The organism is Stenotrophomonas sp. 59 (assembly GCF_030291095.1).
Taxonomy (GTDB): Bacteria; Pseudomonadota; Gammaproteobacteria; order Xanthomonadales; family Xanthomonadaceae; genus Stenotrophomonas; species Stenotrophomonas maltophilia_Q.
The window spans coordinates 2968316-2991120 of sequence record NZ_CP127408.1 but is presented as its reverse complement, the minus strand read 5'-3'; the positions used below and the strand labels follow the sequence as shown (position 1 = coordinate 2991120).

At 66.9% G+C, this 22805-nt stretch carries 20 protein-coding genes; 12 read left to right on the top strand and 8 right to left on the bottom strand.

Annotated elements, in window-relative coordinates:
• Genes QP552_RS13910 through QP552_RS13890 form a run of 5 tightly spaced genes read left to right on the top strand, consistent with a single transcriptional unit; the run spans position 1 to position 7103 of the window.
• A complete protein-coding gene (locus tag QP552_RS13910) occupies positions 1 to 1341 on the top strand; it encodes a sugar ABC transporter substrate-binding protein (protein ID WP_286073891.1) in 1341 nt (446 codons plus the stop codon).
• Positions 1338 to 2219 carry a sugar ABC transporter permease gene (locus tag QP552_RS13905; RefSeq protein WP_005410323.1) on the top strand — a complete coding sequence of 294 codons (882 nt, stop codon included), beginning with the start codon at positions 1338 to 1340 and terminating at the stop codon, positions 2217 to 2219. The genes QP552_RS13910 and QP552_RS13905 overlap by 4 nt, the downstream gene beginning before the upstream one ends.
• Positions 2216 to 3052, top strand: a complete 837-nt coding sequence (locus QP552_RS13900) for a carbohydrate ABC transporter permease (protein ID WP_049430599.1) — start codon at positions 2216 to 2218, stop codon at positions 3050 to 3052. The genes QP552_RS13905 and QP552_RS13900 overlap by 4 nt, the downstream gene beginning before the upstream one ends.
• On the top strand, positions 3049 to 6216 hold the full coding sequence (locus QP552_RS13895; protein ID WP_286073890.1) for a discoidin domain-containing protein: 3168 nt from the start codon (positions 3049 to 3051) through the stop codon (positions 6214 to 6216). Before QP552_RS13900 ends, QP552_RS13895 begins: the two co-directional genes overlap by 4 nt.
• Before the next feature lie 2 nt (positions 6217 to 6218).
• Positions 6219 to 7103: an endonuclease/exonuclease/phosphatase family protein gene (locus QP552_RS13890; protein ID WP_286073889.1), complete on the top strand. Its 885-nt coding sequence runs from the start codon at positions 6219 to 6221 to the stop codon at positions 7101 to 7103.
• Between the two features lie 264 nt (positions 7104 to 7367).
• Here QP552_RS13890 and QP552_RS13885 read toward each other — a convergent pair whose 3' ends face one another.
• Entirely contained in the window at positions 7368 to 10676 is a 3309-nt protein-coding gene (locus QP552_RS13885) for an Rne/Rng family ribonuclease (protein WP_286073888.1), read from the bottom strand.
• A 407-nt stretch (positions 10677 to 11083) separates the two neighbouring features.
• Here QP552_RS13885 and QP552_RS13880 point away from each other — a divergent pair, with 407 nt between their 5' ends.
• A complete protein-coding gene (locus QP552_RS13880; protein WP_049433696.1) occupies positions 11084 to 12058 on the top strand; it encodes an RluA family pseudouridine synthase in 975 nt (324 codons plus the stop codon).
• A gap of 615 nt (positions 12059 to 12673) precedes the next feature.
• Here QP552_RS13880 and zupT read toward each other — a convergent pair.
• The 3 genes from zupT to QP552_RS13865 form a co-directional block, all read right to left on the bottom strand.
• Positions 12674 to 13483: a zinc transporter ZupT gene (zupT, locus tag QP552_RS13875; protein ID WP_010486740.1), complete on the bottom strand. Its 810-nt coding sequence runs from the start codon at positions 13481 to 13483 to the stop codon at positions 12674 to 12676.
• A gap of 98 nt (positions 13484 to 13581) precedes the next feature.
• The gene (locus tag QP552_RS13870; RefSeq protein ID WP_106550976.1) at positions 13582 to 13998 is read right to left on the bottom strand and encodes an energy transducer TonB; all 417 of its coding nucleotides are present in this window, start codon (positions 13996 to 13998) and stop codon (positions 13582 to 13584) included.
• A complete protein-coding gene (locus QP552_RS13865) occupies positions 13995 to 14345 on the bottom strand; it encodes a 4a-hydroxytetrahydrobiopterin dehydratase (protein ID WP_005410315.1) in 351 nt (116 codons plus the stop codon). The genes QP552_RS13870 and QP552_RS13865 overlap by 4 nt, the downstream gene beginning before the upstream one ends.
• A gap of 90 nt (positions 14346 to 14435) precedes the next feature.
• On the opposite strand from QP552_RS13865, the gene QP552_RS13860 reads away from it, so the two are divergent.
• Positions 14436 to 15035 carry an NfuA family Fe-S biogenesis protein gene (locus QP552_RS13860; RefSeq protein ID WP_049429107.1) on the top strand — a complete coding sequence of 200 codons (600 nt, stop codon included), beginning with the start codon at positions 14436 to 14438 and terminating at the stop codon, positions 15033 to 15035.
• Positions 15036 to 15045: 10 nt separating this feature from the next.
• Positions 15046 to 16809 carry a hypothetical protein gene (locus tag QP552_RS13855; protein ID WP_286073887.1) on the top strand — a complete coding sequence of 588 codons (1764 nt, stop codon included), beginning with the start codon at positions 15046 to 15048 and terminating at the stop codon, positions 16807 to 16809.
• A 132-nt stretch (positions 16810 to 16941) separates the two neighbouring features.
• Here the strand turns inward: QP552_RS13855 and QP552_RS13850 are convergent, their stop codons facing one another.
• Both QP552_RS13850 and QP552_RS13845 read right to left on the bottom strand, forming a co-directional pair.
• Entirely contained in the window at positions 16942 to 17355 is a 414-nt protein-coding gene (locus QP552_RS13850) for a barstar family protein (RefSeq protein WP_049429109.1), read from the bottom strand.
• A complete protein-coding gene (locus QP552_RS13845; RefSeq protein WP_106550989.1) occupies positions 17355 to 17807 on the bottom strand; it encodes a ribonuclease domain-containing protein in 453 nt (150 codons plus the stop codon). The genes QP552_RS13850 and QP552_RS13845 overlap by 1 nt, the downstream gene beginning before the upstream one ends.
• Positions 17808 to 18027: 220 nt before the next feature.
• Between QP552_RS13845 and QP552_RS13840 the strand changes: the two genes are divergently transcribed.
• The gene (locus tag QP552_RS13840) at positions 18028 to 18639 is read left to right on the top strand and encodes a superoxide dismutase (protein ID WP_005410310.1); all 612 of its coding nucleotides are present in this window, start codon (positions 18028 to 18030) and stop codon (positions 18637 to 18639) included.
• A gap of 202 nt (positions 18640 to 18841) precedes the next feature.
• On the opposite strand, the gene QP552_RS13835 is transcribed toward QP552_RS13840, so the two are convergent.
• Entirely contained in the window at positions 18842 to 19690 is an 849-nt protein-coding gene (locus QP552_RS13835) for an endonuclease/exonuclease/phosphatase family protein (protein WP_106550978.1), read from the bottom strand.
• Positions 19691 to 19853: 163 nt separating this feature from the next.
• On the opposite strand from QP552_RS13835, the gene QP552_RS13830 reads away from it, so the two are divergent.
• Both QP552_RS13830 and QP552_RS13825 read left to right on the top strand, forming a co-directional pair.
• Positions 19854 to 21419: an oligopeptide:H+ symporter gene (locus tag QP552_RS13830; protein ID WP_286073886.1), complete on the top strand. Its 1566-nt coding sequence runs from the start codon at positions 19854 to 19856 to the stop codon at positions 21417 to 21419.
• Between the two features lie 7 nt (positions 21420 to 21426).
• Entirely contained in the window at positions 21427 to 22053 is a 627-nt protein-coding gene (locus tag QP552_RS13825; RefSeq protein ID WP_106550980.1) for a rhomboid family intramembrane serine protease, read from the top strand.
• A gap of 55 nt (positions 22054 to 22108) precedes the next feature.
• Here the strand turns inward: QP552_RS13825 and QP552_RS13820 are convergent, their stop codons facing one another.
• Positions 22109 to 22270 (bottom strand): hypothetical protein, encoded by a 162-nt coding sequence (locus QP552_RS13820; RefSeq protein WP_005413966.1) that lies wholly within the window; start codon positions 22268 to 22270, stop codon positions 22109 to 22111.
• 209 nt (positions 22271 to 22479) lie between these two features.
• Here QP552_RS13820 and QP552_RS13815 point away from each other — a divergent pair, with 209 nt between their 5' ends.
• The gene (locus QP552_RS13815; RefSeq protein ID WP_005417588.1) at positions 22480 to 22782 is read left to right on the top strand and encodes a GNAT family N-acetyltransferase; all 303 of its coding nucleotides are present in this window, start codon (positions 22480 to 22482) and stop codon (positions 22780 to 22782) included.
• The last annotated feature ends 23 nt before the right edge of the window (positions 22783 to 22805 follow it).

The window sequence follows — 22805 nt, the reverse complement described above, 5'->3', positions numbered from 1 at the left end:
ATGCCGAACTGGATCGACCGCCTGCGCCGCTGGGCGCTGCCTGCCCTGGCCGCACTGGCCGTGGCCGGCTGCGCCCGCACCGAACCGGGCACCACCACCGTGCGCTTCTGGGCGATGGGCCGCGAAGCCGAGGTGGTCAGCGAGCTGATCCATGAGTTCGAAGCCGAAAACCCCGGCATCAAGGTGGACGTGCAGAACATCCCGTGGACCGCCGCGCACGAGAAGCTGCTGACCGCGTTCGCCGCCGATGGCCTGCCGGATGTCTGCCAGCTCGGCAACACCTGGGTACCGGAGTTTGCCGAGCTCGATGCGCTGACCCCGTTGCAGCCGTTCGTCGATCATTCGGCCGTGGTCGATGAGAAGGATTATTTCCAGGGCATCTGGGATACCAACGTGATCCACGGCGAGCTGGTCGGCGTGCCGTGGTATGTCGATACGCGCCTGATCTACTACCGCAAGGACCTGCTGGCCAAGGCCGGCTACGACCACCCGCCGCGCACGTGGCAGGAATGGGACGAGCAGATGGCGGCGATCAAGCGCATGCAGGGCCCGAACCGCTATGCGGTGCTGATGCCGATCAACGAGTTCGAGCAGCAGCTGTCGCTGGCGCTGCAGCAGCCCGACCCGCTGCTGCGCGAAGACGACACCCGCGGCAACTTCGCCAGCCCGGGCTTCCGCCGCACGCTGGCCTTCTACGCCAACATGTTCGAGCAGGGCTGGGCGCCGAAGATGTCCGAGACGCAGATCTCCAACGTCTGGGACGAGTTCTTCCGTGGCTTCAATGTGTTCTACATCTCCGGCCCCTGGAACATCCGCGAGTTCAAGAAGCTGCAGCCCAAGGAACTGGAAGGGCAGTGGGGCACGGCCGCGCTGCCGGGGCCGGACGGCCCGGGTGCCGGCATCGCCGGAGGCACCAGCCTGGTGATCTTCCGCAAGTCGCAGCAGAAGGAAGCGTCGTGGAAGCTGATCGAGTTCCTGTCGCGCCCGCAGATCCAGGCACGTTTCCATTCGATCATCGGCGACCTGCCGCCACGTCGCAGCACCTGGAGCGCGCCGTCGCTGGCCAACGATCCACTGGCCGCAGCGTTCCGTGACCAGCTGGAGCGGGTCAAGCCGACGCCGAAGGTGCTCGAATGGGAGCGCATCGTGCAGGAAATGCGCATCGTCACCGAGAAGGTGGTGCGCGGTGGCCTGCCACAGGACAAGGCCGTGGAAGAGCTCGACCAGCGCGTGGACAAGGTGCTGGCCAAGCGCCGCTGGATGCATGAACAACAACGCCTGCAGCAGCGCGTGCCGTCGCCGCGATCCAGCAGCGCCGTCGCCGCCGGGAGCGCGCAATGAAACGTACTTCGCTTGCCGGCTGGATCTTCGCCGGCCCCTCGCTGATCGTGCTGGGCGTGTTCTTCGGCCTGCCGGTGGCCTCGGCGCTGGCGCTGAGCGTGACCGACTTCGACCTGTATGCGCTGGCCGACAGCAGCAACCTGCGCTTTGTCGGGCTGGGCAACTACATCGACCTGCTGCAGACGCCGATGTTCTGGAAGTCGCTGTGGAATACCACCTACTTCGTGCTGATCGGCGTGCCGTTATCGATCGGCGTGTCGCTGGGCGCGGCGATGCTGCTCAACGCACCGGCGGCGCGCTTCAAGGCGCTGTTCCGCACTGCGCTGTTCGCCCCGGTGGTGACCACGCTGGTGGCGGTGGCGGTGATCTGGCGCTACCTGTTCCATACCAGCTACGGCCTGGTGAACTACGGGCTGGGTCATCTGGGCATCAGCCCGATCGACTGGCTGGGTGATCCCAACTGGGCGATGCCGACCATCATGCTGTTCGCGGTATGGAAGAACTTCGGCTACAACATGGTGATCTTCCTGGCCGGCCTGCAGGCGATCCCGCATGACCTGTACGAGGCCGCGCGCATCGATGGCGCCTCGCGCTGGAAGCAGTTCCTGCACATCACCCTGCCGATGCTCGGCCCGGTGCTGCTGGTGGTCGGGGTGATTACCGTGTCCGGCTACTTCCAGCTGTTCGCCGAACCGTACGTGATGACCCGCGGCGACCCACTGCAGAGCACCGTCAGCGTGCTGTATTTCATGTTCGAGGAAGGCTTCAAGTGGTGGAACCTGGGACGCGCCTCGGCTGTGGCGTTCCTGCTGTTCCTGATCATCCTGGCGGTGACCACCGTGATGCTGCGTTTCGGCCGCAAGAGGCAGTTGGTATGAGTCGTGAAATCGGCCAGTCGCGCTGGTACCCGTGGATGATCAATGGCGCGTTGCTGGTGCTGGCCCTGGTCAGCCTGGCGCCGCTGCTGTGGATGGTGTCGGTCTCGTTCATGCCGCAGGGCGAGGCCAGCCATTTCCCGCCACCGCTGCTGCCTTCCAGCGTCACCACGCACAACTACCATGAGCTGTTCGCGCGCACCGGCATGGGCGGCAACTTCGCCAACAGCCTGCTGGTGTCGCTCGGCATCACGGTCGGTTCGCTGCTGCTCAACACCATGGCCGGCTATGCGTTCGCCAAGCTGAACTTCGTCGGCCGCGAGCGCCTGTTCCAGGTGCTGATGGCGGCACTGGTGATTCCAGCGCAGGTGGCCATGCTGCCGCTGTTCCTGCTGATGAAGCAGCTGGGGCTGGTCAACAGCTTCGGCGGCGTGATCGTGCCGGCGCTGGCCAGCGTGTTCGGCATCTTCCTGGTGCGCCAGTACGCGCGTTCGATTCCGGACGAACTGCTGGAGGCGGCACGCATCGACGGGGCAGGGGAGCTGCGCATTTTCTTCCAGATCGTGCTGCCGATGCTCAAGCCGGTGCTGGTGACCCTGGCGATCTTCACCTTCATGGGGGCATGGAACGATTTCATGTGGCCGTTGATCGTGCTGACCGACCAGGAGCACTACACTTTGCCGGTGGCGCTGGCCACCCTCTCGCGCGAGCACATCATGGACGTGGAAATGATGATGGCCGGCGCGGTGGTCACCGTGGTCCCGGTGCTGGCGCTGTTCCTGGTGCTGCAGCGGTACTACATCCAAGGTCTGTTGCTGGGGAGCGTCAAGGGATGAAGCGAGCGATCGCCGTTGGACTGGGCCTGTTGTGGACCTCCCTGGCGATCGCCGCACCTCCGGCGCTGCCGGCACCGAAGGTGCTGGACGACTTCGACGACATCGCGGCCTGGAAGCTGGTGCTGTCCGACCAGGTCAGCGGTTCGCTGCGTCCGGTCAGCGGCGCCGGCGGTGGCCGCGCGCTGTGCCTGGACTACGATTTCCACGATGTCTCCGGCTATGTTGGCATCCGTCGCGCGCTGAACGTCGAGTACCCGGTCAATTACCGCTTCGGCTTCCAGCTGCGCGGTGATTCACCGGGCAACGACCTGCAGTTCAAGCTGATCGATGCCAGCGGCGACAACGTCTGGTGGGTCAACCGGCCCGGTTACAGCTTCCCCAAGGCGTGGACGCCGGTCGAGTACCGGCGTCGGCAGATCGACAAGGCATGGGGGCCGTCGCCCGAGAAGGAGATGGCACGCAGCGCCGCGGTTGAATTCACCATCTACAGCAAGGTCGGCGGCCGCGGCACGGTGTGCTTCGACAAGCTGACCCTGCAGGGCCTGCCGCCGCAGGATGATTCGGCGCTGGTGCCGTCGGTGATCGCCGATACCGCCACCGCGCTGCAGGACCGCATGATCGATGGCAAGAGCGATACGTTCTGGATCAGCGGTGGCGTCAAGCAGCAGACCATCAGCCTGGACCTGCACAAGAGCCGCGAGATCGGCGGTGCGGTGATCGACTGGCTGCCGAACCTGGAAGCGCGCCGCTATACCGTGCGTACCTCGGAAGATGGCCGCGACTGGCGCACCGTGCGCGAGGTGACCAGTGGCGCGGGTGGCCGTGACTGGCTGGCGCTGCCGGATACCGATGCACGCTACGTGCGCTTCGATCTGCAGGATGGCCCGAACTGGCGCTACGGCATCCGTGACATCGCACTGAAGCCGCTGGCGTTCGCGGCCACGCCCAATGCCTTCCTGTCCTCGGTGGCCGCCGATCTGCCGCGTGGCTCGCTGCCGCGTGCCTATGTGGGCGAACAGCCGTACTGGACCCTGCTCGGCCTTGATGGCGGCCAGGAACAGGCGCTGATCAGCGAGGATGGCGCGTTGGAGCCGGCCAAGGGCAGCTTCAGCATCGAGCCGTTCATCCGCCTCGATGGCAAGCTGCTGGACTGGTCAAAGGTCGCGATCACCCAGTCGCTGCAGGATCACTACCTGCCGATCGCCAATGTCGATTGGGTGCATGAAAAGGCCGGCCTGGCGGTGACCGGTTTCGTGCAGGGAACGCCGGAGCGTGCGCAGCTGATCGGCCGCTACCGGCTGAGCAATCCGGACAAGGTGGCGCACGAATACACCCTGGCACTGGCGATCCGGCCGTGGCAGGTCAATCCGCCCACGCAGTTCCTCAATACCGTCGGTGGCTTCAGCCGCATCGATGCACTGGATGTCGGCGAGCAGCTGGTGAGGGTCAACGGTGAGCCGCGCATCTACCCGCTGCAGGTTCCGGATGCGCGCTTTGCCAGCACGTTCGATGGCAAGCTCGATGCGATGCATCTGGCGGACGGCAAGTACCCGGCGGCCACCGCAGTGAAGGACAGCACCGGCATGGCGTCGGGCGCGTTGATCTACACGATCAAGCTCGAGCCCGGCCAGAGCCGCGAGGTAGCGGTGGTACTGCCGCAGACCGGTGGCTGGGCGCCGAAGGCGCTGGACGTGGCCAAGGCGCAGGCGCAGGTGGCCGAGCAGTGGCGGCAGAAGCTGGGCGTGGTCTCGCTGCAGGTACCCGCTGCGGGCCAGCCGCTGGTCGACACCCTGCGCACGGCAGTCGCGCACATGCTGATCTCGCGCGTCGGGCCGCGCCTGCAGCCGGGCACGCGTTCCTATGCCCGCAGCTGGATCCGCGATGGCGCGATGATTTCCGAGGGCCTGCTGCGCATGGGGCGCAGCGATGCGGTGCGTGACTACATCAACTGGTATGCGCCGTACCAGTTCGAGAACGGCAAGGTACCGTGCTGCGTCGACGCGCGCGGCAGCGACCCGGTGCCGGAGAACGACAGCCACGGTGAGCTGATCTACAGCATCGCCGAGTACGGGCGCTATACCGGCGACAGCACTTTCACCGAGCTGATGTGGCCGCACGTGCAGGGCGCTTACACCTACATGGAGCAGCTGCGCGCCAGCGAGCGCACCGAAGAGAACCGCGCGCGCAACCCGGCCTTCTACGGGATGATGCCGGCCTCGATCAGCCACGAAGGCTATTCGGCCAAGCCGATGCATTCGTACTGGGACAACTTCTGGGCGCTGCGCGGCTACAAGGATGCGGCGCTGCTTGCGACCCAGCTGGGCAAGGTCGAGGCGATGCAGATCGCTGAATCGCGTGACCAGTTCCGTGGTGACCTGCAGGCTTCGCTGCTGTCGGCGATGCAGCAGCACAAGATCGACTACCTGCCGGGCTCGGCCGAGCTGGGCGATTTCGATGCGACCTCGACCACCATCGCACTGGCGCCGGGCGGCGAGCAGGGCCGACTGCCGCAGCAGGCGCTGGAGGCGACCTTCGAGCGCTACTGGAAGGAGTTCGTGGCCCGTCGCGATGGCAAGCGGGAGTGGAAGGACTACACCCCGTACGAGTGGCGCAACGTGGCGGCGTTCGTGCGCCTGGGCTGGCGTGACCGCGCCTGGCAGGCCACCGAATTCTTCTTCAAGGACCGTGCGCCGCAGGCCTGGAACCAGTGGGCCGAAGTGGTCTCGCGCACCCCGCGCAAGCCGTTCTTCGTCGGTGACCTGCCGCACGCGTGGGTGGCCTCGGATTTCGTGCGTTCGGCGCTGGACATGTTCGCTTACAACCGCGACATGGACGATGCGCTGGTGCTGGCCGCTGGCGTGCCGAGCGCGTGGCTGCAGGGCGAGGGCATCGCCGTTCAGGGCCTGCGCACGCCGCAGGGCCAGCTCAACTACCGCCTGCAGCGCAGCGACAAGCAGCTGGTGCTGGAGGTACAGCCGGGCCTGCTGCCACCGGTCGGTGGCGTGGTGTTGCCGTGGCCGTACGCCGGTGATCCGGGCGAGGCGACCATCAACGGTGAAGCGGCCGAATGGGTCAACAGGGAACTGCACGTGCACCAGCTGCCGGCGCGGGTCGAGATCGATGTACCGAGCGCGGTGCGCCGCGCCGAGCGCAAGGGGCAGTAACGATGAAGCAGCAGGGGGCAAGGGTGCGCACGACCGTGCGTGCCCTGGGGCTGGCAATTGCATTGGCATTGCCGGGCGCGGTGATGGCGGCCGAGCCGGCCGCCGCGGCAGCGGCTGACGTTGCCACCGCGCCAGGCATGAGCATGGTCACCTTCAACCTGCATCATGACCGCGAGGACTGGCCAAGCCGCCGCCGCACCATCCTGGCCGAGCTCAAGCGCCTGCAGCCGGATGCGGTTGCCCTGCAGGAGGTGATCCAGCGCCGCAACGTGCGAAACCAGGCGCAATGGCTGGCCAACCAACTCGGCTACAAGTACGTGTTCGTGTCCACCGATCCGGTCGGCGCGCCCAAACGCTACGGCAATGCATTGCTGACCCGGCGGCCGATTCTTGCCCACGGCGATCATCTGCTGCAGCCGTTGGATGACTACCGCACGGTTGCCCACCTGCGCATCGACGTCGACGGTACGCCGGTGAATGTCTACGCCACGCATCTCAACGAGCGCAGTGACGAGAACGGGCAACGCATCCGCCGCAGCCAGGTCGAGGACCTGCTGCGCTTCATCGCTGCAACGTCGGCCGGTGCACCAGTGGTGATTGCTGGCGACTTCAATGCACTGGTGGATGCCGGCGACCTGAGCGAGCTGCGCAGCCACTACGGCGACAGCTACGGCAGCGTGCACGTGAACACCGACCTTGCCGGGGTCAGTACGCTCAACCGCCACTATTACCAGGCGCCCTCACGGATCGACCACATCTTCTTCCAGCAGGACGAGATGGTTGCGCGCGAGGCGAAGATCCTGTTCGACCAGCCCGACGACAGCGGTCGCTGGGCCTCGGACCACTACGGCGTGTGGACCCGCCTGCAGTTCGCGCCGAAACCCTGAGCACACCTGCTTCGGCAGGTGCCAACCCTGGTTGGCGCGAACAACGGCACCGACCAAGGTCGGCAACCGCCACTGCGGTGCCCGTGCTGCCGGCGGCGTCCGTGTCCCTGCATTGGTAGGTGCCAGCCTTGGTTTGCACGGACGTATCCGCGTGCGTTGAATCAACGCCGCCGACCAAGGTCGGCAACCACCACGGCGCGGCACAAACAGAAACGGCGGGGATCATCGATCCCCGCCGTTTCGTTTCACGCGATCAAAGAATGATCAGTTCGCCGGCGGCGTGCGCTTGGCGGCCTCTTCATCTTCTTCGTCGGCCTTGGCTTCGGCGGCCTGGGCGGCAGCGTCGGTGTGGCCATCGGCGACCGGATCGATCGACGGCGTCACCACCGCTTCGGCGACCGGGGCAGCGGCTTCGACCGGAGCGGCTTCCACCACTACCGGGGCGACCGGCTGTTCGGCGACCACGACGGGCTCCACGACCGGCTTCGCTTCAACCACCGGAGCGACCTCAACGGCAACTAGCGGCTGGGCTTCGACTACCGGGGCGGCTTCAACGATCTCCGGCTTGGCTTCAACCACCGGAGCAACCTCGGTAACGGCGGGCCTGGCTTCAGCCACCGGTGCAGCCTCGACTGCCGCCGGCTTCGCTTCGATCACCGGGCCAACCTCAATCACCGGGGCTGCTTCAACCGCGACCGGCTTTGCTTCGACCGCCGGAGCAGCAGCGGCCACCGGCTGCGCCGGGGTTGCTGCATCGATGGCGTCGAGCATGCTGGTCTGCACCGGCGAGGACACCGGCTCTGCCTTCGCTGCGGTTTCGACCGGCGCCGGCACTTCGGCGGTGATCGGTGCGGTAGCCTCGACCACGGCGCTGCTCACCACCGCGACCGGCGCGGCGACAACAGCGGCGGCAGCGCGGGCCGGCTTCTCGGCTTCGACAGCGACCGGCTCGGCTTCGTCATCGAAGTCGAACTCCGGTTGCGAACGGGCCGGCTGTGCAGCAGCGACCGGCGCAGTGCCGGCAGTGCTGTCGATGTTCGGCTCGGCGCCATCGGCGTCATCACCGTCATCACCATCGTCCTGGTCATCACCCAGGGAATCGTTGCCGGCGGCGTTCTCGGCGCCACCGCGACGACGACGACGGCCACCACGACGGCCACGGCGACGGCGGGTCGCGCCTTCGCCTGCCTGCTCGCCATTGGCGTCGGTTGCAGCCTCTTCACCGGCAACCGCAATCACCTCGGCCTCGCTGGCAGCGTTGGCAGCGGTCTCGACCGGTGCTGCGGCGTCCACCGGAGCGGCGGCCAGCGGCGCAACCGGGGCAGTAGCTTCCTGCGCGGTCACCACATTGGCGGCGACGGCGGTGGCGGCCACGGCTGCTGCCGCGGTCACGGCTTCGGCCGGTGCATCGGCGGCGTTGCGCTGCGGCTTCTCGGCCGGCTTGTCACCGTCCTGCTGCTGCGGACGCGGCTGCTTGGGCTGCTTCAGCTTCGGCTGCTGCTGGTTCTGGTTCTGGTTCTGGTTCTGGCCCTGCTGCTCGTTGCGCGGCTTGTTCTGCTGCTGCGGCTGCTGCTGGCCATCCTTCTGCTGCGGTTCCTTCTGCTTGCCCTGCTGCGGCTGCTGCTGGGCATTGCCGTTGTTGCCGTTGCGGCCGTCCTTGTTGCGCTGCTCACCACGGTCCTTGCGGTTGCCGCCATCCTTCTGCTGCTGCGCGTTGCCGTTGCCACCGTTGCCACGGTTTTCGTCGCGACGGTCCTTGCGGTCCTTGTTGCGATCCTTGTTGCGATCCTTGCGGCCGCCATCCTGCTGCTGGCGGGCGGCCGGAGCCGCCGGTGCCGGTGCCGGCGCCGGTTCGCCACCGAACACGCGCTTGAGCCAACCGATCACGCCGCCCGCCGGGGCCGGCGCAACAGGCGCTGCAGCGACCGGAGCCGGGGCCACTGCGGCCGGTTCCACTTCCTCGCGCACCGGGGCTGGGGAGGTGTGCTTGACCTGGGTCACCGCCGGCGGCGGGATGTTCAGCTGGCCCTTGGTCAGCGCGTGCACCGGCAGCTTGCGCGGGGTGCCGCGCTGGTAGCTGGGCTTGTTGCTCTCTTCACCCAGCTCGTTCTCGCGCAGGCGGGTGACGGTGTAGTGCGGGGTGTGCAGCTGCTCGTCGGCGACGATCACGATCGGCGCCTCGTGGCGCTGCTCGATCTCGCGCAGGGCGCTGCGCTTCTCGTTCAGCAGGTAATTGGCGATCTCCACCGGGGCCTGCACCAGCACCTGCCCGGTGTTCTCCTTCATCGCATGCTCTTCAGCCACGCGGATGATCGACAGCGACAGCGATTCGACGCTGCGCATGCGGCCGTGGCCGTCACAACGCGGGCAGACGATCTGGCTGGATTCACCCAGGCTCGGGCGCAGGCGCTGGCGGCTCATTTCCAGCAGGCCGAAGCGCGAGATGCGGCCGACCTGGACGCGCGCGCGGTCGTACTTCAGCGCGTTGGCCAGGCGGTTCTCGACCTCACGCTGGTGCTTGTTGGAGGCCATGTCGATGAAGTCGATCACCACCAGGCCGCCCAGGTCACGCAGGCGCAGCTGGCGGGCCACTTCCTCGGCCGCTTCCAGGTTGGTCTGGAACGCGGTGTCCTCGATGTCGCTGCCCTTGGTGGCGCGCGAGGAGTTCACGTCGACCGCGGTCAGCGCTTCGGTCTGGTCGACCACGATCGAGCCGCCCGACGGCAGGCGCACGTTGCGCTCGTAGGCGCCTTCGATCTGCGACTCGATCTGGAACCGGTTGAACAGCGGGATGTCGTCCTTGTAGTGCTTGAGCTTGCGCAGGGTCTGCGGCATCACCTGCTGCATGAACTCGCGGGCGTGCTCGTACATCTCCTCGGTGTCCACCAGGATCTCGCCGATGTCGGCGCGCAGGTAGTCACGCAGGGCGCGCACGATCAGGCGCGATTCCTGGTAGATCAGGAACGGGGCCGGCTTGCTCAGCGCGGCCTCGGCGATGGCGCGCCAGACGTTGAGCAGATAGTCCAGATCCCACTGCAGCTCTTCCGCATCGCGGCCGACGCCGGCGGTACGGATGATCACGCCCATGTCATCAGGGATGTTCAGCTTGTCCAGGGCGTCCTTCAGTGCGGCACGGTCTTCGCCCTCGATGCGACGGGAGACACCGCCGGCGCTGGGCGAGTTCGGCATCAGCACCATGTAGCGGCCGGCCAGCGAGATGAACGTGGTCAGGGCGGCGCCCTTGTTGCCACGCTCTTCCTTGTCGACCTGGACGACGATCTCCTGGCCTTCCTTCAGCAGTTCGCGGATGCCGGCCTTGTTGTGGTCGACACCGGCCTGGAAGTAGTCGCGGGAGATTTCCTTCAGCGGCAGGAAGCCATGGCGGCCACCACCGTATTCGACGAAGGCCGCTTCCAGCGAGGGCTCGATGCGGAAGATCCGGCCCTTGTAGATGTTGGACTTCTTCTGTTCCTTCGACGGCTGTTCGATGTCGATGTCATACAACGACTGGCCATCCACGATGGCAACACGCAGCTCTTCAGCCTGCGTGGCGTTGATCAGCATTCGCTTCATTGTTGCGTTCCTCGCAAGCGGCTACCGCGCGGAACGCCATGGGGTTTCGCCTCTGGACACGGTTCGCCGCCCATTCGCGCAAGCGCGGGGAGGGCGGCTTGGGTTTCCAGCGCTACGACACCACGGCAGGCCGCGGGAGCGCTTCACTCTTATGGGTTTTGGGGTGTTACAGGCCGCAGGCAGCTGTCAGCCAGGCTGGAGCGCCACGCGGGACATGTTCAGCACGGTTGCGTGTCAGGCATCCGGCGATGGCCGGGAAGGCCGGTGAGCCGCTAACATGGCCGCCCCGCGGGCGGTGGTCGCGCACTGTGCCGGATTCGTCGGAAGCTGGGCTTCTGGCCCTGAGTAACTTCCAACGAAATCAATCCCTTATCTCGCCCCCCGAGTGTAACAGAATAAACAGCCTGATGACCGCCCAAGACCCGACCAAACCCGCTGGCGACAAGCCTTCCGTGCGCATGATCACCGTTCCCGCCGACCGCGCCGGCCAGCGCCTGGACAACTTCCTGCTTGGCCAGCTGAAGGGCGCCCCGCGCAGCCTGGTCTACAAGCTGGTGCGCAGCGGCCAGGTACGGGTGAATGGCGGCCGTGCCAAGGCCGAACGCAAGCTGGAGGCGGGTGACGAGGTGCGTGTGCCGCCGGTCCGTCTCAGTGAAGAGGGAGACAAGGCCGGTCCTCCGGAGGCGTTCATGCGCCGCCTGGAGCAGGCCATCGTCTTCGAGGACGCCCGCCTGCTGGCCCTGAACAAGCCCACCGGCGTGGCCAGCCACGGTGGCAGCGGCATCAGCTTCGGCGCCATCGAGACCCTGCGCGCGCTGCGCCCGGGGCAGACCCTGGAGCTGGTCCACCGGCTGGACCGCGACACCTCGGGCCTGCTGATCGTGGCCAAGAAGCGCTCGGCGCTGAGCGAACTGCAGGCCCTGCTGCGTGAAGACCACGGTGCCGGCATCCGCAAGCGCTACCTGACCCTGCTGGCCGGGCGCATGCCCGACGGCGTGATGACGGTCGATGCGCCGCTGCATGTCGGCCTGCGCCAGGGTGGCGAGCGTCACGTGCAGGTCAACGCGATCGGCAAGGAATCGATCAGCCACTTCCGGGTGCTGGAGCGCCGCGGCGGCCATTCCTACTGCGAGGTACGCATCGAGACCGGCCGTACCCACCAGATCCGCGTGCATGCCCAGCACCTGGGGCATCCGGTGGCCGGTGACGACAAATACGGCGATCCTGCGGTCAACAAACGGCTTCGTGAGCAGATCGGGCTGAAGCGCCTGTTCCTGCACGCGGCCTCGCTGGAGTTCGCGCTGGACGACGGCAAGAGCCCGTATGTGCTGAACGCACCGCTGGCGGATGAGCTGGTCGAGGCGCTGGACCGCCTGCGCTGACGGCGGTTCGGCGGCGCCGGGTGCTTGGTCGGCGCCGTCGCTTCCCTGCGATGAGTGGGCTTGTCACTTTCTTTGCTCGTGCACCGCGCTGCAGGAGCAACGCGGAACGGCGCAGCCGGCCCGCAGGGTGGCGCACATGGATGTGTGCCATCAAGAAAGTAACCAAAGAAACACGCCGCCATCCGCGAGCCGGCGCTGCGCGCCGGTACCCTGGGCTCCTCGGTCCGCCGAGGGGCGGCGCGGAACTCGCTGCGCTCAGACACCCGCGCCTCTTCGCCCTCGCCGGACCTGCGGTGCTCGGCTCGCTACAAGGCGGACCTGACAGCCGCAGCGTAGACCCATACCCGCACGCGGCCCTTGTAGAGTCGAGCCACGCTCGACTCACGCGCGCAGCGCGGGCTTCGCTTTTTCATTCTTTCATCGCGCGGCTGGCACGCCTATAGCCTGTCAGAGGCCGGGCGAGGTGGGTTTGCGGGGGTGTAAGCGCCATGGATGGCGCGCCCAAGCCCCCAAGGATGGGTTTACGGCGTCCCCCGCAAACCCACCTCGCCCGGCCCAACCCGGAATGTCGCTCCGCCAGCCGCGAGGGGGCTCAGCCCGTTGGCCGCAACCCCTTCACCACTTGAACAACACCAGGCTGATCGCCAGCGTGCCCATGCCCGCCACCAGGCCGTACACGGTTTCGTGGCCCTTGGCATATCGCTTGGCCGCAGGCAGCAGCTCATCCAGCGCCAGGAACACCATCACGCCGGCGATCAGTCCGAACACCCAGCCAAACGTAGCGTGCGACAGCGATCCTGACAGCAGCCAGTAGCCCAGCGCCGCGCCCACCGGCTCGGCCAGGCCGGACAGCAGGCTGGCACTGAACGCATAGAACTTGTTCTGGGTGGCGAAGTACACCGGCACCGCGATTGCGATGCCCTCGGGAATGTTGTGGATGGCGATGGCGAAGGCCAGCGGCATGCCCACCGACGGGCTTTCCAGGGTGGCGAAGAAGGTCGCCAGCCCTTCCGGGAAATTGTGCGCGGTGATCGCGACCGAGGTCAGCAGTGCGACCCGCTTCAGGTACTCGCGGCTGTTCTCGCGGAACGCAGGATCCTGTTTGTCCAGGCTGTCATGCGGGTTGGGAATGAAGTGGTCGATCAGCACGATCACGATCACGCCCAGCAGGAACGCCAGGGTGCCGTAGGTGAAGCCGGTGCGCTCGCCATAGGCCAGGGCGAACGATGCGATCGACTTGTTGAGGATTTCCGACAGCGACACATAGACCATCGCGCCGCCGGCGAAGGCCAGGCCGAACGCCAGCAGGCGCGGATTGGGGCGGCGCGAGAACAGCACCAGCAGGCTGCCGATGGCGGTAGCGAGGCCGGCCGCAAGGGTGACCGCCAGCGCGATCCAGATGTTTTCGGGGGGAATCTGCAGCATGTACCGACGCGGTCCTGGTCAACAGACAGCCGCCCCGGGCAAGGCCGGGGCGGCGAGGGCGAGGCGGGCGTCGGCTGGCCTCGTCGGGGCGCGGGCGATCAGCCGCCGCGGCGCAGGCGTTCTTCGATGGCGAAGCACTGGTCCGGCTTCGGCTGCGGTGGGTTGAAGCTGACCGGCACTTGGATGGTGGCCGGCACCGGCTGGCCGTTGCGGGTGGCCGCGTTGAACTGCCAGCCCTGCACGGCGGTCTTGGCCAGCTCGTCCAGCTGCGGGTTGCCGGCGCCGGTCAACAGGGCCACGTCGCTCGGCTTGCCGTCGGTGCCGATGGTGACCTTGAAGGTGCTGGTGCCGCCCACGCCCATGCACGCCAGCTCAAGCGGGTACTGCGGCGGCGGCGTCTTCACTGCAGCCACTTCGGTCGGCGGCGGCGGTGGCGGTGCCGGCGGCTCGGACGGGCCACAGCCGGCCAGGCCGGTCGCAGCGATCAGGGACAGGCTCAGCAAACGTACGTTCATGGCAGTTGCTCCGTCAGGGCCGAAGTCTTTGCAGCGCAGATGAAGTCGTTCTCGCTCAGGCCGCCCACGTCGTGGGTGGAAAAGCGCACGACCGCGCGGTCGTAGTGCACGCCCAGGTCCGGATGGTGGTCCTCGCGGTGGGCAATCCAGGCCAGCGCGTTCACGAAGGCCATGGTGGCGTAGTAATCCTTGAAGCGGAAGGTGCGCGTCAGGGCCTGTCCGCCCTCGCTCAGCTCCCAGCCGGGAATCTGCGGCAGCAGTTCGGCCAGGCGGGCCTCGCCCAGCTTGTGGTCGCTGCCTTTGCGCGGCACGCAACGGGCCTGGGCCAGTGGAATCAGGTCGGCCATGGGAATCTCCACCTCGTGTTGACTGAACAATGCGCCGGACGGTGTATAAACCGAATGAGCGGCTGACGCTTACTTGGCTAGAATAGCCTGATGATCCAGATCTCCGACACTGCCCAGACCCATTTCCGCAAGCTGATCGAACGCGAGGGCGTGCCCGGCATGGGCGTGCGTCTCAGCGCGGTCGATCCTGGCACTCCGCGCGCCGACGCCCGGCTGGAGTTCGCCGAGCCGGCCGACCTGCTCGGTGACGAGTGGGCGGTGGACTGCGATGGCTTCACCCTGTATGTCGATGCCAGCAGCGTCGGCTGGCTCGATGGCGCCGAGATCGACATCGTCGCCGGCAGTGCCGGTACCCAGCAGCTGACCATCAAGGCGCCGCGCATCAAGGGCGAAGCACCCGGCGATGCCGCCTCGCTGGTCGAGCGCGTGCACTGGGTGGTGGAAAACGAAATCAATCCGCAGCTGGCCTCGCATGGTGGCAAGGTGGCCGTGCAGGAAGTCTCGGCCGAAGGCGTGGTGCTGCTGCGCTTCGGTGGTGGCTGCCAGGGCTGCGGCATGGCCGACGTGACCCTCAAGCAGGGCATTGAAAAGACCCTGATGGGCCGCGTGCCGGGCGTGACCGCCGTGCGCGACGCGACCGACCACGACAGTGGCCACGCGCCGTATATCCCTCGCGGCAACGCCGCCTGATCGCTGACGCGTGCCTCTGACCCGGGCCGAGCAATTCATCGACCTGCTGCTGGCCCGCCAGCAGCCCAGGGCCGTCCTTGAGAAAACCACGCGCCTGCCGTATGGCTGGGCGCTGTGGCTGCGCTCGCTCGGTCCGTTGCCGCGGCCGCTGCATGCCAGCGAGTTGATCGCGGTGCTGCTGCCACGACCGCTGCCAGGGCCGCCTGGGCAATTGCCCCGGTTGTCACCCTGGCAAGCACTGCGCCGTCTGTTCTGGCAGGACTGGGATGCTGCGCCGCGCGACCAGCGCTGGATGCGCTGGATCTCGGCATTGGCCAGTGCGCTGCTGCACCTGCTGTTCTTCATGCTGCTGCTATGGGTGGCAGTGATCCGCACCACGGCACCGGAAGAAGAAGGCGCCGAGGGCGAGCGCGTGCAGGTGGAGTTCGTCGGTCGCGCCACCCAGGAAGGCGGCGGCGATCAGCCGGGTGCCGACGCGGCGGCGGCTGCACCGCCGGGCCAGGTTGCAGCTGGCCAGAACGCAGGGGCCGCAACGGCGCCTGAGCCGCGTCCTGCGTCCGCGTCGGCAGCTGCGTCCGCTCCCGCTCCGGCTGCAACGGCCAGCGTGCCACCGCCGCCCGCCGAATCCGAGCCAGCGCCGGTCGCGGCACCGCCACCGTCACCGGTGCAGGCCACCGAAGTGGCCGAGGCCAGTACGGATTTCGTGGTGCCACCGGTCAGCGTGCCGCGCACCGAGGTCAGCATCGTGCCGCGCGACGTCACGCCGTCGGTGCGCGAGCGCAACGTGCAGCCGGTGCAGGCACCGCCCACCCCAACCACCTTGCGTGCACCGCAGATCGCGGTGCGGACACCGCAGTTGCGTGACATTCCGGTGCAGGAACGCGAAGTCAGTACCGTTGATGCACCGGCGGTATCGCAGCCGCTGCGCACGGCCGATGTACAGGTCCGTGTGCCGCAGCGCGACGTGCAGGTGCGCGAGCGCGAAGTGCAGGCCGTGGTCGATCCGCAGGTACGGATGGCTGCTGTGGCCGGGCGTGAGCCGACCGTGCGTGCGCCGGCGGGCCGTGACCTGCAGGTGCGCGAGCGCGAAGTTGCGTCGGCACCCGCGGCGGCGCCTTCAACGTCCAGCGGCAGCGCGCCAGCGGCAACGGCGGCGCCTGCGGCCGGCACTGCAAGCCAGGCCAGCAGCAGTACGCCACGGTCGTCCGCCTCCAGCACGACACCGGCCCAGGCCGGCGCGCGTCCGGCTCCCAACCCGGGCAACTGGGCCACGCCTGCCAAGGGCGACGACTGGGGCGCGTCGAGCCGCAACCACGACGGCGCCAGCAGCGGCGCAAGCCAGGCCAGTACCGCCGGCAAGGGCAATGGCCTGTTCAATGCCGATGGCAGCGTGCGCGTGCCGGGGCAGCAGGGTGACGGGCACGCCGAGCGTGGCGCCCCCGGTGGCGCCAACGATGGCTGGAGCAAGGAGCGCATCGCGCAGTCCGGTACCTGGTTGAAGCGGCCGCCGTACGATTACACGCCGACCTCGTTCGACAAGTACTGGGTGCCGCAGGAATCACTGCTGGCCGAATGGGTGCGCAAGGGCATCAAGTCGATGGAGATTCCGTTGCCGGGCACCGGTACGAAGATCTCCTGTGTGATCTCGATCCTGCAGGCGGGTGGTGGCTGTGGCCTCACCAATCCGAACATGCAGGACCAGCCGGCCGTGGCACGACCGCCGCCGGACATCCCGTTCAAGAAAGAGCTGCAGGAAGACAACGGAAGCCGCTAGCGGCGATGCTGGGTCAACTCTCATCCACGCGTGGCGTGGATCTACCGATTCGTTGCGGGTAGCGCCGGGCCATGCCCGGCGGTGGTGTGCACGCAGCGATGCGCACTCGCCGGGCGCGGCCCGGCGCTACCGTCACGCACTCTGCGACAGGAACACCCAGAACGGCACATCGCGGCCGACCCAGTCGCGGCTGGCTTCATCCATCACGTCCAGCAGGGTGTCGAAGTCCTTCTGGGTGGCGGCACGCAGTGCATCCACGTCGGCCAGGAACAGTGCGTAGCCGTTGGCCGGCAGCCATTGCAGGTCGCGCAGGTTGTCCGACAGCGCATCCCAGTTGCCGCCGAAGCCCGCCGGGAAATCCAGCTGCGCCGCCAGCCGTGCCAGCAAGGTGCGCTTGTCGGCCACGCCTTCCAGATCGATGCGGATCACCTTCAGGCCGGCGTCGCGCATCGCGGCGGCCAATGCGCTGATGTCGTCGCTGTCGATGGCGTAGACGCCAGCGTTGTTGATGTCATGCAGGCCGAGGCCGAAATCGTCATGGCTCATCACTGCGCTCCCTGGGCCGGTACGGTGAAGCTGCGGAATGATTCGTAGTGGTCGTCGGTGTAGTACCACGCCTCCGCCGGATCACCGCCGGTGACGATGCGGCGCGTGCCACGGGTGCGTGCGCCGGGGGTGTCCACGGTGTATTCGCGGTAGTAACCGCGCGGGCGCTGCGGCAGCTGTTGTTCGCGGTTGCCGAAGGTGCTGCCGTCCTGGCGGTGCGGGAACGGCCCGCCGCGCTGGATCAGGGCGATGGTCTGCCGGGCTTCGGCGGGCAGGAAGGCGGGCAGGCCGCTGTCATTGTCTGCACCGGCAGCGGCCGGCGCACGCGCGGCGGGTGTGCCCTGCAGGTCCGGTGCGAACTGCGGCGCCGGTGGGCGCTGCATGAAATGGTTGACGACCAGGCCGAGCAGCAGCAGGGCGATGGCGGTGATCAGCAGCCGGGGGTTGCGCATGGGCAGGGGCGGGCAGAGGTGGTGGCAGGCACTGTAGCGCTCCTGCGCTGCACGGTGCATGAGGAGCGCGGTGCGTCACCGCTGCGTAACAATTGCCGTCGTGCTCACTGGCAGGACGCAATTTCCTTTACATCCCCCTTGGTAATCTGGCGGTCTGTCCCCATCATTCACCGCGCAACGCCCGACACCGTCGGGTGCCCTCGCAATCAGGAGATGCATCATGGCCTACACCCTGCCCAAGCTGTCCTACGCCTACGACGCGCTGGAACCGCATATCGATGCGGCGACGATGGAAATCCATCACACCAAGCATCACCAGACCTACATCAACAACGTCAACGCGGCGCTGGAAGGCACCGAGTACGCTGACCTGCCGGTCGAAGAACTGGTGAAGAAGCTCAAGTCGCTGCCGGAGAACCTGCAGGGCCCGGTGCGCAACAACGGTGGCGGCCATGCCAACCACTCGCTGTTCTGGACCGTGATGGCGCCGAACGCGGGCGGCAACCCGGTGGGTGACGTGGCCAAGGCCATCGACAAGGACCTGGGCGGTTTCGACAAGTTCAAGGACGCCTTCACCAAGGCCGCGCTGACCCGTTTCGGCAGCGGCTGGGCATGGCTGAGCGTGACCCCGGACAAGAAGGTCGTGGTCGAGAGCACCGGCAACCAGGACAGCCCGCTGATGGAAGGCAACACGCCGATCCTGGGCCTGGACGTGTGGGAACACGCGTACTACCTGAAGTACCAGAACCGCCGTCCGGAATACATCGGCGCGTTCTTCAACGTCATCGACTGGAACGAAGTCGAGCGCCGTTACCAGGAAGCGATCGCCTGATTGCCGTAATGGGATGAAACGAAGAGGCCGGGGGAAACCCCGGCCTTTTTTGTTTCCCGGATTCTGGACGTCGGGTAGGACCTGATGGGGGCCGACCTTGGTCGGCACGGAGGTATCTGCGCGCGCGGCAGGGATGTGCCGACCAAGGTCGGCACCCACCGTCGGCACCCACAACCGGTGCCCACCGGGGCCGGAGGCGGGACTATTCGGTCGTGGCCGTATCACCCTGCAGGCGCAGGGTGGCCATCACGCCCAGGCGCAGGCCGGGCAGATCGCCGTCGGCGGGCAGCAGGATCGGCTGCTGGCGGATGCCGCCGAAGTGCTTGACCTGGAACAGCACGTCCAGGCCGTGACCACTGGCGCCGCCGCCGCTGGCCGCAGCGGCCTCGGCGCGGCCGCCGGGATTGCGCCGCGCCGGCTGGAAGCCGGGGGTACTGCGTACAAGCTCCACGGTGTTGGCGGAGAAATCACCGGCGATCAGGCTGGGCATGCCCTCGGCAGTGGCGCCGATCCAGGTCATCAGGTCGCTGGTCTGGTGCTGGCGCGCGGTGGTCTCGTCCGGGTCCGGGCGCAGCCGCGCCACATAGATGTTGACCAGCGCCTCGCCCAGCTTCAGCCGCATCATGCCGGCCGCACTGAAGGTGCCGGGTGGGTGCAGCAGGGTGACCCCGTCCTCGCTGACCGGCAGCCGGGTCAGCATGGCATTGCCATGCCGCAGCGGCTGGCTGGGCGGGTCGGCAGTAACGAAGTCGCAGCTGTAGCGCAGCCGGCTGGCCAGCCAGCAGGCCGGGTTGCGGCCCTGCTGCTGCAGTACCTGCTGCACCGAGATCACGTCAGGCTGCAGCTCGGTGAGCAGCTGCGCCACCTGTTCGCGGCGCTGCTTCCATTGCGCGTCATCGCGACTGGGCAGTTCCAGGGCGGCCACGGTCAGCTGGCGAGGTCCGGTGTCACCGGTCGCAGTGGCCGGTACCTGCGGCCGGGCCTGCGCGTGCAACGCCAGCACCAGCACGAGGCTTCCGAGCAGGAGACGGGCGTGGGCGAGGGGGCGCATAACGATAAGTTTACGCTTTTGTCGTGCAGGTGCCGTGACTTCCGGCACGTAGTGTCGCTGCCTGCCATGGATTGGCACCGTTGTCATGCAGCCCTGCAGCGTGCTTCGCAAGCCCCGGTTCCGGTAACCTTGCGCCTTTCGCTTTGCAGGATTGCCTTACAGGATGAGCCACGACGCAGTTGCCCCCATCGCCGGCCAGGGAAAGATGCCGCGCCAGATCCCGTACATCATCGGCAATGAGGCCTGCGAGCGGTTCAGTTTCTACGGGATGCGCAACATCCTGGTGCAGTTCCTGATCACCTCGCTGCTGCTGCAGGAAATCACTGCGGAAGGCCGTGCCGGTGAAGCCAAGGACATCATGCACAGCTTCATGATCGGCGTGTACTTCTTCCCGCTGCTCGGTGGCTGGCTGGCCGACAGGTTCTTCGGCAAGTACCACACCATCCTCTGGTTCAGCCTGGTCTACTGCGCCGGCCACCTGTGCCTTGCCCTGTTCGAGAACAGCCGCGAGGGCTTCTTCCTCGGCCTGGGCCTGATCGCGCTCGGTGCCGGTGGCATCAAGCCGCTGGTGGCCTCGTTCATGGGCGACCAGTTCGACCAGAGCAACAAGCACCTGGCCAAGATCGTGTTCGACGCCTTCTACTGGATCATCAACTTCGGCTCGCTGTTCGCCTCGCTGCTGATCCCGCTGGTGCTGAAGAACTGGGGCCCGCAGTGGGCGTTCGGTATTCCGGGCATCCTGATGTTCGTTGCCACCTTCGTGTTCTGGCTGGGCCGCAAGCGCTACGTGCTGGTGCCGCTGCCGCCGAAGGATCCGCATTCGTTCGCCAACGTGGTGCGCACCGCGCTGACCGCGCGCGTGGCGGGCCAGGGCCGTCCGGGCCTGGTGATCGCGGTGCTCGGCCTGGTGCTGGCAGTGGCGTCGTTCGGCCTGGTGGGCTCGCTGGGCATCGTCATCTGCCTGTGCCTGGCGCTGGTATCGATCCTGGCCGGTATCGGTGGTGGCACCTGGCTGCAGCTGGATCGCGCCCGTGGCCAGCATCCGGCCGAAGCGGTTGAGGGCGTGCGCTCGGTGCTGCGCGTGCTGGTGATCTTCGCCCTGACCACGCCGTTCTTCTCGCTGTTCGACCAGAAGGCCTCGACCTGGGTCCTGCAGGGCCAGCAGATGCAGATGCCGAGCTGGTTCACCGCCTCGCAGATGCAGGCGCTGAACCCGCTGCTGGTGATGATCCTGATCCCGTTCAACAACCTGGTGCTGTACCCGGCCCTGCGCCGCTTCGGCTTCGAGCCGACCGCGCTGCGCCGCATGACCGCCGGTATCGCCTTCAGCGGCCTGGCCTGGATCGTGGTCGGCGGTATCCAGGTGGTGATGGACGGTGGCAACGCCATGTCGATCTTCTGGCAGATGCTGCCGTACGCGCTGCTGACCTTCGGTGAGGTGCTGGTCTCGGCCACCGGCCTGGAGTTCGCCTACAGCCAGGCGCCGCAGGCGATGAAGGGCGTGGTGATGAGTTTCTGGAACCTGACCACCACCATCGGCAACCTGTGGGTGCTGCTGTCCAATGCCGCCGTGCGCAATGACGCGGTGACCCACAAGATTGCCAGTACGGGCCTGAGCGAGGCGGCATTCCTGATGTTCTTCTTCGCCGGTTTCGCCTTCGTCGCGGCGTTGGCCTTCGGTTGGTACGCGAAACGCTATCGTATGGTCGACAACTACCGTAGCGCCTGAGCCTGACATGACCCCCGTCAATCTGCTGTTGATCGCCGTCACCGCCATCCTGTCGTGGATGGCGTTCAACAACCGCAAGCTGGCCGACCGGCTGATCCTGTGGCCGCCGGCCATCGACCGTCACCGGCAGTACGACCGGCTGGTGACCTATGGCTTCATCCACGCCGACTGGTCGCACCTGATCTTCAACATGATCACCCTGTTCTTCTTCGGGGGATTCATCGAGAACGTGATGGTGCAGCTGACCGGCAGCTACCTGACCTACCCGGCGTTCTACATCGGTGCGCTGCTGGTCTCGATCCTGCCCAGCTACCTGAAGAACCAGAAGAACCCGAACTACCTCAGCCTCGGCGCGTCCGGAGCGGTGTCGGCGGTGCTGTTCGCCTTCATCCTGATCAAGCCGTGGTCGATCATCCTGGTGTTCTTCATCCCGGCACCGGCGATTGTCTATGCCGCGTTCTACGTGGGCTACAGCATCTGGATGGACAAGCGTGGTGGTGATCGCATCAACCACAGCGCGCACCTGGCCGGTGCAGCGTTCGGCGTGATCTTCATGCTGGCCATGCAGCCGAGCATCTTCACCCACTTCCTGCGCGAACTCTCCAACCCGACCTTCCGCCTGGGCGGCGGTTGAGGGGCAGGGGTCGGATCCGCTGGATCCGACCCCGGGGCAGGGCCCCCGTTCCTGGTCAGGCGCGGGTCTGCTGGCCGTAGGTGTCCAGCAGGCGGGCGAACACTTCTTCGCCGATGCGCTGGAAATCCTGGTCTTCGGTCTGCCCTTCCACCGCCAGTTGCAGCAGGCCCTCCAGCAGGGCGCGGTCGGTATCGGAATGGGAATCGCTGGGGTGCATCGGGGCCTCCGCGGTGATGCGCATGGTCAACGGTCGCAAGGGCCGTGCCAGCCTGGCCGTACCCCTCCACAGGCGATAGCGGCCGTCCGCCCTCCAGCTTGAGGGTCGAAATCTGACGTGAATGGATTGGACTTGCCCCTGTTCAGGCTTCACGCGATCATGGCGCCCGGCTGCGCACCATCCACGCAGTCGCCGCAGGAGACAGTTCCATGGCTTCGGTCACGCCCCCCGGTCTGGCCTACGAGGTCGAACACGACCTGGCCAACCATCGCTTCACCGCCCGTGTGCGCGGACAGCTGGCGGTGCTCGATTACCAGATCAAACGCAAGCGCATGGTCATCACCCACACCGAAGTGCCCGAGCCGATTGCCGGCCGTGGCATCGCCGGTGAGCTGACCCGCGTGGCGCTGCGCTTTGCCCGCGAGCAGAAGTACAAGGTGGTGCCGGCATGTTCGTATGCCGAAGCCTTCCTGCAGCGGCACGAGGAGTATCACGACCTGCTCGTTGGCTGAATGCCAGCGGGCCACGCTTCAGC

Coding starts and splice junctions, on each gene's coding strand:
- QP552_RS13880 (WP_049433696.1), top strand. CDS start 11,084: ATGACCGCCCAAGACCCGACCAAACCCGCTGGCGACAAGCCTTCCGTG.
- QP552_RS13905 (WP_005410323.1), top strand. CDS start 1,338: ATGAAACGTACTTCGCTTGCCGGCTGGATCTTCGCCGGCCCCTCGCTG.
- QP552_RS13840 (WP_005410310.1), top strand. CDS start 18,028: ATGGCCTACACCCTGCCCAAGCTGTCCTACGCCTACGACGCGCTGGAA.
- zupT (WP_010486740.1), bottom strand. CDS start 13,483: ATGCTGCAGATTCCCCCCGAAAACATCTGGATCGCGCTGGCGGTCACC.
- QP552_RS13865 (WP_005410315.1), bottom strand. CDS start 14,345: ATGGCCGACCTGATTCCACTGGCCCAGGCCCGTTGCGTGCCGCGCAAA.
- QP552_RS13910 (WP_286073891.1), top strand. CDS start 1: ATGCCGAACTGGATCGACCGCCTGCGCCGCTGGGCGCTGCCTGCCCTG.
- QP552_RS13870 (WP_106550976.1), bottom strand. CDS start 13,998: ATGAACGTACGTTTGCTGAGCCTGTCCCTGATCGCTGCGACCGGCCTG.
- QP552_RS13885 (WP_286073888.1), bottom strand. CDS start 10,676: ATGAAGCGAATGCTGATCAACGCCACGCAGGCTGAAGAGCTGCGTGTT.
- QP552_RS13825 (WP_106550980.1), top strand. CDS start 21,427: ATGACCCCCGTCAATCTGCTGTTGATCGCCGTCACCGCCATCCTGTCG.
- QP552_RS13850 (WP_049429109.1), bottom strand. CDS start 17,355: ATGAGCCATGACGATTTCGGCCTCGGCCTGCATGACATCAACAACGCT.
- QP552_RS13835 (WP_106550978.1), bottom strand. CDS start 19,690: ATGCGCCCCCTCGCCCACGCCCGTCTCCTGCTCGGAAGCCTCGTGCTG.
- QP552_RS13890 (WP_286073889.1), top strand. CDS start 6,219: ATGAAGCAGCAGGGGGCAAGGGTGCGCACGACCGTGCGTGCCCTGGGG.
- QP552_RS13900 (WP_049430599.1), top strand. CDS start 2,216: ATGAGTCGTGAAATCGGCCAGTCGCGCTGGTACCCGTGGATGATCAAT.
- QP552_RS13830 (WP_286073886.1), top strand. CDS start 19,854: ATGAGCCACGACGCAGTTGCCCCCATCGCCGGCCAGGGAAAGATGCCG.
- QP552_RS13820 (WP_005413966.1), bottom strand. CDS start 22,270: ATGCACCCCAGCGATTCCCATTCCGATACCGACCGCGCCCTGCTGGAG.
- QP552_RS13860 (WP_049429107.1), top strand. CDS start 14,436: ATGATCCAGATCTCCGACACTGCCCAGACCCATTTCCGCAAGCTGATC.
- QP552_RS13895 (WP_286073890.1), top strand. CDS start 3,049: ATGAAGCGAGCGATCGCCGTTGGACTGGGCCTGTTGTGGACCTCCCTG.
- QP552_RS13815 (WP_005417588.1), top strand. CDS start 22,480: ATGGCTTCGGTCACGCCCCCCGGTCTGGCCTACGAGGTCGAACACGAC.
- QP552_RS13845 (WP_106550989.1), bottom strand. CDS start 17,807: ATGCGCAACCCCCGGCTGCTGATCACCGCCATCGCCCTGCTGCTGCTC.